We start from the raw sequence: 13,404 nt of genomic DNA on the forward strand, positions 1-13,404 counted from the left end.
TGGGGCTTTTTTATTTGTGGTTTCACCTCTGAGGGAGGCGCCACTTCTCCGGCATCTATCGTTGCCTCACCAGGCCAACCCCGCAAATCCCGCCACTACGCCAACACCCGCCTGACCACCGCAGCAATGCCGTCCTCCAGCCAGTAATGCCCGTCAATCCGTGTCTCGTCGCCGGGGCGATATTTGCCGGTTTTCACCAGGGCGCCCTGCAAGCCGGCGTTCAGAGCGCCCTGGACGTCACTGGCGGCGTCGTCGCCCACCATCAGCACTTCGCCGGCGTCACACTCAAGGCTGGTGATGACTTGCTGGAAAAAGGTGGCGGAGGGCTTGCCGGTGATGATGGCCTGGCAGTCGGCGGCATATTCCAGTGCGCGAACAAAAGGGCCGGCATCCAGGTGCAGGCCGTCGTCCAGCTGGTAATAGCGGTTGTCGCCCATGGCGACCAATGGCGCGCCGTCATGCAGCAGTCGGAAGGCCTGATCCAGGTGAGCATAGGTAAACCCCTTGCCGGCGTCGCCCATCAATACGGCATTCGGTGCTTGCTGGGGCAGGCCGCTGAATTCCTTTTTCAGGTTGGGGTGAATCAGGCACAGCGGTCGATAACCATGCTGCTTGAGCCACTGATGGGCGGCCTGCGGGGCTGTGAACAGTTCCTCTGGCTCCACGGCCAGCCCGAGGGTTTCCAGATCGACCAGGATCTGATGGCGGCTGCGTTGGGAGGTGTTGGTGACAAAGCGCAGGGGCAGGCCGGCGCGGCGCAACTGCGCAATGCTTTCACGGGCATCAGGCAACAGGCGGGGGCCCTGGTAAAGCACGCCGGACAGATCCAGGCACACTGCCTTGAGGTGCATGGCCATTCTCCCTGGCAGCCAGACTGGCTTTCAGCATAGGGGCTTGGTGCCGGGCTGGCTACAGGGTGTGAATGGTCAGTATGTGGGCGATGCGTTCACCGTCCCAGACGTACTCGTAATGACGGGTGGGTAGCACCTGTTCGATCAGGTGCGGGGAGAGCAGGGCATAGCAATGGCCGCTGGGGGCCCGCACCGATTCGTAATGAACGCCGTGTTCGTCATTCTTGAGTAGCTGTTCCCCCAGGGCCCTGGGGGCACTGTAGTCGCTGGTATGGTGCAGGTCCGGAAAGGCGCTGGCCGGGTAGAGGTCACGCAAGGTGGCGCTGAAGCGGGTTTTCAGCCCGCGCATGACGATACGGTCGTATTTCAGGCCTTTTACCTGCTGAAAATAACGTTGCTGGTGATAACGGGTCTCGGCGATGGCGGTGTTCATGCTGTCGGCGCAGTAATAGACACCAAACTGGCCGTCAGAAAAACGCGAACCGGCGGGATTAACGTGCACAAAGGGCCCCAGTGCATAGTTGCAGCCGGCAATACCCCAGGGGCGGCGCGCCTCCGGGACCCGGTTGAGATCCCCCACCAGGGTCTGCAGGCGGGGGTTGGTCAGCGCCTGAACGGCGTAGAGCGCCTCGAAATCGGCCTGGTCGGCCACATCATCGAAAATGTGGATGGGCGGATATTTGCCGTTGACCAGCCGATAGGCCGGTTGTCGATGGCAGTGGCGAGTGGGCAGGGCGGCCGGCGTCAGCCCCATTGTCCGCCTCGCAGACTGTCCAGTTGGCGGTGGACCTCGTAGAGACTGGCCACCCGGCCGTTGCTCATGATGTCCATGGGGCTGGCCCCGTTGAAGAACGGGTTGTGATTGGCCATGCGCACAAAGCCGTAGACGTTGTCCGGGTTGCCGAACAGGGTCCGCAAGGCCTGGTGGATATTGAGCAGGTAGCTCAGACGCTCCAGCAGATCATTACCCACCCGGGCGCTGTCCGGCTGACCCTGGTACTTGTGCAGGGTGGAACGGCTGACACCCAGTAGCGCCATTTTTTCCTTTTCGTTGCACTGCCAGTGCTCCAGCAGACGCAGCACCGCCGTCAGGGCCGCATGGCGGGCGCTGTCGTCCAGGGGGGCGGTTTGTGGAGCGGTTGCCGGTTGCATGTGTGATCCTCCTTTTTGTCCATAATAGGGCATTAATATTGAAAATGTCCATTTGTGGATAAAATTTGTAAGAGATTCCGTTTGCAATGAACCGCTGATGCGCTCACCTGTCAGCCACTATGGCCACTTCCGGCCGGCAGTGACAGGACGCCGCAATGCGATGGTTGGCAATGACGTTGATGATAGTGAGCAGTACCGTCTGGGCCAGGCAGTACATCTGGACCGATGCCCACCTGCATTACGTGGATTTCATGCAGCAAAGCGAGGGTCCGAAAGCGTTGATGCGAGCCCTGGACCGGGCGGATGTGCAGCAGGCCTGGCTGTTCGGACTGCCGGTCATCAAGAAATGGCAGTCCGATGCGCCACGCCGGCCACGCTACTATCTGGGCGATGAGGCACCGCTGTATTACTACAGTGCCACTGATGATGTGGTGGCGCAGGCGGTGCTGAGCCTGCCGGAGAAGCAGCAACAGCGGCTGATCCCCTTCATCAGCGGCATCAACCCGACGGACATGCATGCCGCCGACCAGGTGGAGCGCCTGATTGCCCGGTATCCGGGATTTTGGCGGGGGATTGGTGAGATTCTCACCCGCCATGACCAGCTCACCGGGCTGACCCGCGGGGAAACGCCGCGGGCCAACCACCCGGCCCTGATGAAAGTGTATCGGCTGGCGGCCCGTTACCATCTGCCGGTACTGCTGCACAGCAATCTCACTTCGCTGCGCGAGGAAACTCCGATCTACCTGCCGGAACTGGAAGAGGCGCTGAGTGAAAATCCGGATACCCGCTTTGTGCTGGCCCATGCCGGCACCAGTGGCGGTGTGGAGGACCAGCAACCACCCCTGCCGACGCTGGCACCGATCATTCGGGCGCTGCTGAGCCAGCATGACAACCTGTCCGTGGATCTGTCCTGGAGTGTGCGGGAGCACTATCTACTGGATGACGGCGAACCGGATGCCGAGTGGCTGGCGTTGATAAAGGATTTTCCCGACCGTTTTACCCTGGGCACGGACCTGGTCGGGCACTTCGACCATGAGGGCCGGGTGCTATCGGCCTATGAGCCGCTGCTCGATGCTCTGCCCCAAAAGGTGGCAATCAAGCTGGCCCGGGACAATGCCCGGGCGCTGGTGCCCGAAAAGGGGGCAAGGCCGGACGCTACTTGAGCAGCCGTCGTAACAGGCTGGAGGTATCCCAGCGCCCGCCGCCCATGGCCTGGATTTCGCGGTAGAAGTCGTTCACCTGGCGGGTCACCGGCAGGGGAGTGCCGTTACGCACGGCTTCCGCCAGACAGATATCCAGGTCCTTGCGCATCCAGTCCACCGCGAAACCGTGGTCATAATGATCATCCAGCATGCTCTGGTGGCGGTTGACCATCTGCCAGGAGCCGGCGGCTCCCTGGCTGATAACGGCAAACACTTTCTGCGCATCCAGGCCGGCGTTTTCGGCAAAGGCCACCCCTTCAGCCAGCGCTTCCACCAGCCCGGCCACGCAGATCTGATTGACCATCTTGGCGAGCTGCCCGCTGCCGGCTGGTCCCATCAGGCTGATGGCCTTGCCGTAGTGGGCAAGCACCGGGTTGATGCGCTCGAATACCGCCTCTTCACCGCCACACATGATCGATAGCTGGCCGTTCTCCGCGCCTTGCTGACCGCCGGAAACCGGAGCATCGATGAAGTGACTGCCGCGGTCTTTGCATGCCTGGGCCAGCTCCCGGGCCATGGCGGCACTGGCGGTGGTGTGGTCAACCAGCACGGCGCCGGGTTTCAGGCTTTGCAGGGCGCCGCGATCGCCGAGGGTAACCTGGCGAAGGTCGTCATCGTTGCCCACACACAGGCACACCAGATCCGCGTCGTGTGCGGCCTCTTGCGGGGTGGCGGCCTGCTGGCCCGGGAAGTCCGCCAGCCACTGCTGCGCCCGGTTTGTGGTGCGGTTGTAGACGGTGACGGTCAGGCCAGCGCGGGCCAGGTGCCCGGCCATGGGGTAGCCCATAGTGCCTAGTCCGATAAAGGCCACCCGGGTACTCATGGTGTGCTCTCTGTCAGTGGGTAGGCGGCCAGCCGGTCTTCGGTGAGGCTGCCCAGGTAGAGAATGCCGTCTTTCTGCTCGGCGCTGGTGATCGGCGAGAAGGCGCCCTTGCTGTCATCCTGCAGGTTGGCGATGACCTGGCCTTGCTCGTCCAGGCCAAGCACGAAACCGTGGTGCACGGGCTGGGGCTGCAGGAATTCCGGCAGGCGATAGGCCACCTTGCGCAACAGGGGTTTGTCGGCCATGGCATCCAGGGCGGCATTGCGCGGGCTGAACAGGGCCAGCCAGAAGGTGCCCTGACCATTGGCGGAGACGCCGTCGGGAATGCCGGGCAGATTGTCGATGAAGATATCGTGGCTGCCGGCCTTGTCGCCCTTGAGCCAGTAGCGGCTGATACGGTAGCTGCCGGTTTCGTTGACCAGCACAAAATCCTCGTTCTCTGACAGGGCAATACCGTTGGCAAACTGCAGGCCATCGAGCAGGACCTCGGTGGTGCCGGTGGCCGGATCGAAGCGCAGCAGGCGGCCGTGGCCGGCATGCTCGATGATGTCATCGCGGCCTTTCATGGCCGGGCCGAACTTGCTGGAGGCATCGGAGAAATAGATGCGCCCGTCACTGGCCACATCCACATCATCGGTGAAACCGAAGGGGGTGTTGTCGGCGCTGTTGGTGAGCACTTGGCTGGCGCCGGACTGCACATTGACGCGCAGCAGCCCCTTGTAGCCATCGGCCACCACCAGGGTGCCATCGGGCGCAAAGTCCAGCCCCAGCGGGCGCCCGTGGGTATTGGTGATCAGGTCCGGATGGGTGCCGTCGGCATCCAGGCGCACCAGGCGACCATCCTCATAGCCCACATAGAGATTGCCGTTGTCATCGATGGCCACATCTTCCGGCCCGGTGCCGGAGCCCTGGGCGAGAATGCGGGCCTTGGCCAGCTTCTGGTTGACGGCGTAGTCGCCTTCCAGTGCCGGCGCCTTGGGGGCCTGCCAGGCTACCGGCTCAATGGGGACCGGCCAGAACAGCAGATAGGCCACAAGGGCGACGAGAATCGATAGCGCGATGATTTTTTTCATTGTGCGTGTCGGTGTCGGCTAATGGAGTGCTGATGCTTGCATGGCCAATGCGTGTTGCGCAAATGCAGCGGGCCGATAGAGCATCATGCACGGTATTTGGGGGTCCGGGGCATAAAAAAAGCCGCCCGGAGGCGGCTTTTCTTTCGACGCAACGGGCGCTTATTTGCGCTCGTTGACCGGCACGAATTCGCGCTCGGCTTCGCCGGTGTACAGCTGGCGCGGACGACCAATCTTGTACGGGTTGGAGATCATCTCGTTCCAGTGCGCGATCCAGCCCACGGTACGGGACAGGGCAAAGATCACGGTAAACATGGAGGTCGGGATACCGATCGCCTTGAGGATGATGCCGGAGTAGAAGTCCACGTTCGGGAACAGCTTCTTGTCCTTGAAGTAGGGGTCGTTCAGGGCGATTTCTTCCAGTTTCATGGCCAGTTCCAGCTTGGGGTCGTTGACGCCCAGCTCGGCCAGTACTTCGTGGCAGGATTCGCGCATCACGGTGGCACGCGGGTCGTAGTTCTTGTAGACGCGGTGACCGAAGCCCATCAGCTTGAACGGATCGTTCTTGTCCTTGGCCTTGGCAATGTAGGTGTCGATGTTATCGATGGAACCGATTTCATCGAGCATGTTCAGCACGGCCTCGTTGGCACCGCCATGGGCCGGGCCCCACAGGGCGGAGATGCCGGCGGCGATACAGGCGAACGGGTTGGCACCGGAGGAGCCGGCCAGACGCACGGTGGAAGTGGACGCATTCTGCTCGTGGTCGGCGTGCAGGATGAAGATGCGGTCCATGGCCTTGGCCAGGGTCGGGCTGATGTTGGACTCTTCACAGGGGTTGCCGAACATCATGTGCAGGAAGTTTTCTGCATAGCCCAGGTCGTTACGCGGGTACATGAAGGGCTGGCCCAGCGCGTACTTGTAGCACATGGCCGCGATGGTGGGCATCTTGGCGATCAGGCGATACGCGGTGATTTCCCGGTGCTGCGGGTTATTGATGTCCAGGGAGTCGTGGTAGAAGGCGGACAGGGCGCCAACCACGCCACACATGATGGCCATGGGGTGGGCATCACGGCGGAAACCGTTGAAGAAGTTGCGGATCTGCTCGTGCACCATGGTGTGGTTCTTGATGGTGCTGACGAACTGTTCCTTCTGTTCGCTGGTGGGCAGCTCACCGTAGAGCAGGGTGTAGCACACTTCCAGGTAGTCGGACTTGGCGGCCAGCTCCTCGATGGAGTAGCCACGGTGCAGCAGCTTGCCTACTTCGCCGTCGATAAAGGTGATCTTGGATTCACAGGAGGCGGTGGAGGTGAAGCCCGGGTCAAAAGTGAAGACACCGTTTGCTACCAGTTTGGACACGTCGATAACGTCGCGGCCCAGGGTCGGGGTGTAGATCGGCAGATCAAGTTCCTTGCCATCTACCTTGAGAGTGGCTTTCTTCTCGGTCATGGGAGTTTCTCCATTGGCGGACGAGGGAACGTTCCTCAAGGTAAGGAAGGTCCTCCAAAGCGCGGGGGACGTTAAAGTTTTGACACACCTTTGTCAACGCGCAAGGCTGATATGACTGATCATACTTTTGTAGGGTAAACAGCCTGTTACAGTCCGGTTAGGCTTTTGCCTCACTGTGGTGCAGGACATTTTCACAGCGTTCACATTGAGTGCGTCATTGTAAATCAACGCGTTAGACCCGGGATGCACAACAATTGTCACCCGGAGCGTTTGTTTTGAATAAGTCGCGGCGATATACTGCCGCCCGGTAAATGGGCCCACCCCGGCCCAGGCTGACCGATGAGTCCCGAGCTGCCTGACGGTTGTATGGCAGTTGGAACCCGCCGGCCCGGCCAAGTTCCCGACAACCGCCCTGATACCTGGGGCCCGGCAATAAGTAGGCTACCGTGAACGATAAGCGACCCGTTAACCTCGATCTGTCAACGATCAAGTTCCCGGTCACTGCCATTGCGTCCATTACCCACCGTGTAACCGGTGTGGCCATTTTTCTGGCCCTGCCGATTCTGCTGTGGATGCTGGATCGCTCCCTGGCGTCTCCCGAGAGCTTTGCGGACCTGAAAGACCTGATGACCTCCCCGCTGGCGAAACTGGTGGTATGGGCCATTTTGGCCGTTCTGCTTTACCACCTGGTGGCGGGCATCCGTCACCTGATCATGGATACCGGCACCGGTGAAACCCTGGAAGGCGGCCGTCGCGGCGCCAAGCTGGTCTTCATTATCTCTGCTGTACTGATTCTGCTGGTAGGAGGCTGGATATGGTAACCAGTGTAACGAGCCTGGGCCGTAACGGCCTGTATGACTGGCTCATTCAACGTGTGTCTGCCGTCATTATCGGTGTTTACCTGATTGGTATGCTCGGCTACCTGATCACCGCCGGTGATCTGGATTACGGCACCTGGAAAGCCCTGATGAGCTGTGTGGCCATGCAGATTGCCAACACCCTGCTGGTGTTGTCGGTTGCGGCTCACACCTGGATTGGCCTGTGGGGCGTGACCACCGACTACCTGACCGGCCTGACATTCGGCAAGGCCGCCACCGGCGTGCGCCTGGTGGCACAGATGGTAATTGCCCTGCTGCTGGTGATTTATGTGCTGTGGGGTCTGGTAATGATCTGGGGAGGGGCGTAATCCATGTCCATTCGTACTATTACTTTTGATGCCATCGTTGTTGGTGGCGGCGGCGCGGGTATGCGCGCCTCCCTGCAGATGGCCCAGTCCGGTTTCAAGACCGCGCTGATTTCCAAGGTATTCCCGACCCGCTCGCACACGGTATCCGCCCAGGGCGGTATCACCTGTGCGATCGCCTCCGCCGATCCCAATGATGACTGGCGCTGGCACATGTACGACACCGTCAAGGGGTCCGATTACATTGGTGACCAGGACGCCATCGAATACATGTGTAATGTGGGTCCGGAAGCGGTGTTCGAGCTGGACCACATGGGGCTGCCGTTTTCCCGTACCGAGGAAGGCCGCATCTACCAGCGTCCGTTCGGTGGTCAGTCCAAGAACTTCGGTGAAGGTGGCCAGGCGGCCCGTACCTGTGCGGCCGCTGACCGTACCGGCCATGCCCTGCTGCACACTCTTTACCAGCAGAACCTGAAAAACGGCACCCAGTTCTACAACGAATGGTATGCCGCGGATCTGGTGAAAGACGACGACGGCAATGTCTGTGGTGTGATCGCCATCGACATCGAGTCCGGTGAAACCGTGTTCTTCAAGGCCAAGGCAACCGTATTTGCCACCGGTGGTTCTGGCCGTATCTACGCCTCCACCACCAATGCCCTGATCAACACCGGTGACGGCGTGGGCATGGCCCTGCGTGCCGGCCTGCCGGTGCAGGACATCGAGATGTGGCAGTTCCACCCCACCGGCATCGCCGGCGCCGGTGTACTGGTAACCGAAGGGTGCCGGGGTGAGGGTGGCTACCTGATCAACAAGGACGGCGAGCGCTTCATGGAGCGTTACGCGCCGAACGCCAAAGATCTGGCCTCCCGTGACGTTGTTGCCCGTTCCATGATGATGGAAATCCTGGACGGCCGTGGTGCCGGCCCGGATGGCGACCACGTATTCCTGAAACTGGACCACCTGGGTGAAGAAGTACTGCACAGCCGCCTGCCGGGCATCTGTGAACTGGCGATTACCTTCGCGCAGACCGATCCGGTGAAAGAGCCGATCCCGGTTGTACCCACCTGTCACTACATGATGGGCGGTATTCCCACCAACGTTCACGGCCAGGCCATCAAGCTGTCCGGCGGCCATGAAGGCGAAGACCAGTTCGTTAACGGCCTCTTCGCGGTGGGTGAAGTAGCCTGTGTATCCGTACACGGTGCCAACCGTCTGGGTGGTAACTCGCTGCTGGATCTGGTGGTATTCGGTCGTGCCGCGGGTCTGTTCATTGAAGACCAGCTGCGCCAGGGTATGACTCAGTACGAGCCCACCGATGCCAACATCGACCAGGCTCTGGCCCGCGTACGTCGCTGGGATGAGTCCACCGGTGGTGAGTCCGTTCCTGCGCTTCGCAAGGAGCTGCAGAGCGTGATGCAGAACCACTTTGGCGTATTCCGCAAGGGCGACCTGATGGCGGAAGGTGTGGCCAAGCTGGCTGATCTGCGTGAGCGTATCGCCAAGGCCCACCTGGAAGACAAGAGCAAGCCGTTCAACACCGCGCGCATCGAGGCGCTGGAGCTGGACAACCTGCTGGAAGTGGCGGAAGCGACTGCCATTGCTGCCGAAGGTCGTACCGAGAGCCGTGGCGCCCACTCCCGTTACGACTACCCGGATCGTGACGATGAGAACTGGCTGTGCCACTCCATCTTCGACCCGAAAGCCAAGAAGCTGGGCAAGCGTGACGTGAACTTCAAGCCGAAGACTGTCGACACCTTCCAGCCCAAGGCTCGGACCTACTAACGGAGAGTAATACGATGAAAGTTAGTATCTATCGCTACAATCCGGAAACGGACCGCGAGCCGAGCATGAAGGAGTATGAGGTCGATACCCAGGGTAAAGACCTCATGGTTCTGGACATCCTGGCTCTGGTAAAAGAGCAGGATCAGTCCCTGGCCTACCGTCGCTCCTGCCGTGAGGGTGTGTGTGGCTCTGATGGCATGAACATGAACGGTAAGAATGGTCTGGCCTGTATCACTCCGCTGTCCCAGGTGGCACCGGGTGTGCTGGAAGGCAAGAAGCCGCTGATCCTGCGCCCGCTGCCGGGCCTGCCGGTGATTCGCGACCTGGTGGTGGACATGGGCATGTTCTACAACCAGTACGAGAAAGTGCAGCCGTACCTGCAGAACAACACGCCGGCGCCGGCCATCGAGCGTCTGCAGACGCCGGAAGATCGTGCCAAGCTGGACGGTCTGTACGAATGCATTCTGTGTGCCTGCTGCTCCACCAGCTGCCCGAGCTTCTGGTGGAACCCGGACAAGTTCCTGGGTCCGGCGGCGCTGTTGCAGAGCTACCGCTTCCTGGCGGACAGCCGTGACGAGGCCACCGAAGAGCGTCTGTCCCGTCTGGATGACCCCTTCAGTCTGTTCCGCTGCCACGGCATCATGAACTGTGTCAGCGTGTGTCCGAAAGGGCTCAACCCAACCCGGGCCATTGGCCATATCCGTTCCATGTTGCTGGAACGGGGCATCTGACCCGAATGAAAAAGGCGGCCGTATGGCCGCCTTTTTTGTTTCTGGATGCAACGGAATGTCGTTTTTTACTGTCCATACGACGTTTTGCCAATTGCCGGGTAATTAGTAAGTTAGTTTATGATTGTTGCGTCTAACAAATGTCGGATAAAAGGACTACACTAGACGCGAGCAGCGGGGTAATCCCCCACTGCCAAGCAGGGTGGAGTCACGCTTAAAAGGCGTGGCTTCGGAAAATTCGAGCGTACGGGAACAGAGTCATCCTTGTGGTTGGCTGATGGCCACAAGCATGCGGATTTCCCCGTCCAAGGAACGAGCGAAATGCAAGACAGTTCCATGCAGCGCCAATGGCAGTCCTCCCACATAGGGGGTGCCAACGCCGCCTATGTCGATGAACTGTATGAATCCTACCTGACCGATCCCAATTCCGTGCCGGAAGACTGGCGCGCCTATTTTGAAAAGCTTCCCAGCGTTGACAGCGCCGTCGAATCCGATGTGCCCCATGCGGCCGTGCGCGAGTATTTTCTGCTGCAGGCCAAGAACCGCTCCCGGGTGCAGAAGTTCGGCGCCGGTGCCGTCAGCACCGAACACGAACGCCGCCAGGTCCGTGTTCTGCACCTGATTGCCGCCTACCGTAACCGGGGCCACCAGGTGGCCCGGCTGGACCCCCTGGGGTTGATGGAGCGTGAGGATGTGCCGGATCTGGAGCTGGCGCACCATGGCCTCAGCCCGGCGGATCTGGATACCGTATTCCAGACCGGCAACCTCTTTATCGGCAAGCCGGAAACCACGCTGCGCGATATCGTTGACTGTCTGCAGGCGACCTATTGTTCCAGTGTCGGCGCCGAGTACATGCACATCGTCAACACCGCCGAAAAGCGCTGGCTGCAACAACGCATGGAAAGTGTGCGTTGCCACCCCCAGTACGGCAACGATATCAAGAAGCATATTCACGAACGGTTGTCCGCCGCCGAGGGCCTGGAAAAGTACCTGGGCAGCAAGTATCCCGGCACCAAACGTTTCGGCCTGGAAGGGGGCGAATCGCTGATCCCCCTGATGGACGAAATGATCCAGCGGGTGGGCAGCTACGGCAGCAAGGAGCTGGTGATCGGCATGGCCCACCGTGGCCGACTGAATGTGCTGGTCAATACCCTGGGCAAGAGCCCACGGGACCTGTTCGAGGAATTCGACGGCAAGAGTTTCAACGAGAGCGGCTCCGGGGATGTGAAGTATCACCAGGGCTTCTCGTCCAACGTGCAGACCTCCGGCGGTGAAGTGCACCTGGCCATGGCCTTCAACCCGTCGCACCTGGAGATTGTCTCGCCAGTGGTGGAAGGCTCCGTACGGGCCCGGCAGGATCGCCGTGATGATTTTGGCGGTGACCAGGTGGTGCCGATCCTGATCCACGGTGATGCCGCCTTTGCTGGCCAGGGCGTGGTCATGGAAACCTTCCAGATGTCGCAGACCCGCGGTTTCAAGACCGGCGGTACCCTGCACATCATCATCAACAACCAGGTGGGTTTCACCACCAGTCGCCGTGATGATGCGCGTTCCACGGAATACTGCACCGACGTGGCCAAGATGGTACAGGCGCCGATTTTCCACGTTAACGCGGACGATCCGGAAGCGGTCTACTTCGTCACCCAGCTGGCGGTGGATTACCGCATGCAGTTCAAGAAGGACGTGGTCATCGACCTGATCTGCTACCGGCGCCTGGGTCATAACGAGGCGGATGAACCGTCTTCCACCCAGCCGTTGATGTACAAGAAGATCAAGAGCCACCCCACCACTCGCACCATCTATGCCGAGCGGTTGATTAACGAGGGGGTGTTGAGCGAGCAGGAAGCCCAGAAAACGGTGGATAGTTACCGTGACATGCTGGACGCCGGCAACCATGTGGTGAAATCCCTGGTGCGCGAGCCCAACAAGGCCCTGTTCGTGGACTGGTCACCCTACATCGGTCACCAGGTGGAGGATGATTGGGATACCGGCTACCCGCTGAAGAAACTGCAGGACCTGGCCACCCGTCTGGAGACACCGCCTGAAGGAGTGGTGTTGCAGCGGCAGGTGAAAAAGATCGTCGAGGACCGCCGCAAGATGACCGCCGGTGCGCTGCCGATTAACTGGGGCTATGGCGAAACCATGGCCTATGCCAGCCTGATTGATCAGGGTTTCCCGGTGCGCCTGACCGGCCAGGATTGTGGCCGAGGCACCTTCTCCCACCGTCATGCGGTGCTGCACAATCAGAAGGATGGCAGCCAGTATGTGCCGTTGCAGCATCTCTATGAGGAGCAGCCGCGTTTCGATATTTACGACTCGCTGCTCTCCGAGGAAGCGGTGGTCGGTTTCGAATACGGCTACGCCACCACCTCGCCGAAAACCCTGATCATCTGGGAAGCCCAGTTCGGCGATTTTGCCAATGGCGCCCAGGTGGTGATCGACCAGTTCATTTCCTCCGGGGAAGCCAAGTGGGGGCGCCTGTGCGGGCTCACCATGTTGTTGCCCCACGGCTATGAAGGGCAGGGGCCGGAACACTCCTCCGCACGGCTGGAGCGCTTCCTGCAATTGTGCGCCGAGCACAACATGCAGGTGTGCGTGCCCAGCACCCCGGCACAGATTTTTCACCTGCTGCGCCGTCAGGCGGTGCGCCCGCTGCGCAAGCCGCTGGTGGTAATGAGTCCCAAGAGTCTGCTGCGTCACAAGAAGGCGGTATCGTCGCTGGAAGATCTGGCCCATGGCCGCTTCCACACGGTGCTCGACGATCTGGCAGATCTGGACAAGGACAAGGTCAACCGGGTGGTGATGTGTTCCGGCAAGGTCTACTACGACCTGCTGGAGAAGCGCGACAACGATGGCCTGGACAACACCGCCCTGGTCCGTGTGGAGCAGCTTTATCCATTCCCGGAAAACAAGCTGGAAGAGGTCCTCTCCACCTATCCGAACCTGAAGCATCTGGTGTGGTGTCAGGAAGAGCCCATGAACCAGGGGGCCTGGTACTGCTCACTGCACCACATGTACCGCGTGGCCTACAAGGTGGGGGTCGCCCAGGTGCACTACGCCGGGCGGGATATGGCAGCGGCGCCGGCCGCCGGCTCCATGTCCCTGCATGTGGAACAGCAGCAGCGTCTGGTACAGGACGCCTTCGAGATCAAGTAATTAAGGATAAG

12 protein-coding genes are annotated in these 13,404 nt (G+C 60.5%); 6 read left to right on the forward strand and 6 right to left on the reverse strand.

Annotation, left to right across the window (positions count from 1 at the left end; genetic code table 11):
* Positions 1 to 95: 95 nt before the first annotated feature.
* From A11A3_RS06255 to A11A3_RS06265, 3 genes are read right to left on the reverse strand one after another with little or no spacing between them, the layout of a single operon-like run.
* Positions 96 to 851, reverse strand: coding sequence for a TIGR01458 family HAD-type hydrolase (locus A11A3_RS06255; protein ID WP_008928431.1), 756 nt, complete (start codon positions 849 to 851; stop codon positions 96 to 98).
* A gap of 58 nt (positions 852 to 909) precedes the next feature.
* Positions 910 to 1,605, reverse strand: coding sequence for an RES family NAD+ phosphorylase (locus A11A3_RS06260; protein ID WP_008928432.1), 696 nt, complete (start codon positions 1,603 to 1,605; stop codon positions 910 to 912).
* Positions 1,596 to 2,003 (reverse strand): MbcA/ParS/Xre antitoxin family protein, encoded by a 408-nt coding sequence (locus A11A3_RS06265; protein ID WP_008928433.1) that lies wholly within the window; start codon positions 2,001 to 2,003, stop codon positions 1,596 to 1,598. The genes A11A3_RS06260 and A11A3_RS06265 overlap by 10 nt, the downstream gene beginning before the upstream one ends.
* 155 nt (positions 2,004 to 2,158) lie before the next feature.
* On the opposite strand from A11A3_RS06265, the gene A11A3_RS06270 reads away from it, so the two are divergent.
* Complete coding sequence (locus A11A3_RS06270; RefSeq protein WP_051011757.1) at positions 2,159 to 3,166, forward strand: amidohydrolase family protein; 1,008 nt, start codon at positions 2,159 to 2,161, stop codon at positions 3,164 to 3,166.
* Here A11A3_RS06270 and A11A3_RS06275 read toward each other — a convergent pair.
* From A11A3_RS06275 to gltA, 3 genes are all read right to left on the reverse strand, one after another.
* Positions 3,159 to 4,028, reverse strand: coding sequence for an NAD(P)-dependent oxidoreductase (locus A11A3_RS06275; protein WP_008928435.1), 870 nt, complete (start codon positions 4,026 to 4,028; stop codon positions 3,159 to 3,161). The two genes, A11A3_RS06270 and A11A3_RS06275, sit on opposite strands and share 8 nt — an antisense overlap.
* A complete protein-coding gene (locus tag A11A3_RS06280; protein ID WP_008928436.1) occupies positions 4,025 to 5,101 on the reverse strand; it encodes an SMP-30/gluconolactonase/LRE family protein in 1,077 nt (358 codons plus the stop codon). Before A11A3_RS06280 ends, A11A3_RS06275 begins: the two co-directional genes overlap by 4 nt.
* Before the next feature lie 159 nt (positions 5,102 to 5,260).
* Entirely contained in the window at positions 5,261 to 6,544 is a 1,284-nt protein-coding gene (gene gltA, locus A11A3_RS06285; protein WP_008928437.1) for a citrate synthase, read from the reverse strand.
* Positions 6,545 to 6,990: 446 nt separating this feature from the next.
* Here gltA and sdhC point away from each other — a divergent pair, with 446 nt between their 5' ends.
* The 5 genes from sdhC to A11A3_RS06310 all read left to right on the forward strand — a co-directional run bounded on the left by sdhC (position 6,991) and on the right by A11A3_RS06310 (position 13,393).
* Complete coding sequence (gene sdhC, locus A11A3_RS06290; RefSeq protein WP_008928438.1) at positions 6,991 to 7,365, forward strand: succinate dehydrogenase, cytochrome b556 subunit; 375 nt, start codon at positions 6,991 to 6,993, stop codon at positions 7,363 to 7,365.
* A complete protein-coding gene (sdhD, locus tag A11A3_RS06295) occupies positions 7,359 to 7,730 on the forward strand; it encodes a succinate dehydrogenase, hydrophobic membrane anchor protein (RefSeq protein ID WP_008928439.1) in 372 nt (123 codons plus the stop codon). The genes sdhC and sdhD overlap by 7 nt, the downstream gene beginning before the upstream one ends.
* A gap of 3 nt (positions 7,731 to 7,733) precedes the next feature.
* Complete coding sequence (sdhA, locus tag A11A3_RS06300; protein ID WP_008928440.1) at positions 7,734 to 9,509, forward strand: succinate dehydrogenase flavoprotein subunit; 1,776 nt, start codon at positions 7,734 to 7,736, stop codon at positions 9,507 to 9,509.
* A 14-nt stretch (positions 9,510 to 9,523) separates the two neighbouring features.
* Positions 9,524 to 10,240 carry a succinate dehydrogenase iron-sulfur subunit gene (locus A11A3_RS06305; protein ID WP_008928441.1) on the forward strand — a complete coding sequence of 239 codons (717 nt, stop codon included), beginning with the start codon at positions 9,524 to 9,526 and terminating at the stop codon, positions 10,238 to 10,240.
* A gap of 318 nt (positions 10,241 to 10,558) precedes the next feature.
* Complete coding sequence (locus tag A11A3_RS06310; RefSeq protein ID WP_008928442.1) at positions 10,559 to 13,393, forward strand: 2-oxoglutarate dehydrogenase E1 component; 2,835 nt, start codon at positions 10,559 to 10,561, stop codon at positions 13,391 to 13,393.
* The last annotated feature ends 11 nt before the right edge of the window (positions 13,394 to 13,404 follow it).

Source organism: Alcanivorax hongdengensis A-11-3 (assembly GCF_000300995.1).
Classification (GTDB): domain Bacteria; phylum Pseudomonadota; class Gammaproteobacteria; order Pseudomonadales; family Alcanivoracaceae; genus Alcanivorax; species Alcanivorax hongdengensis.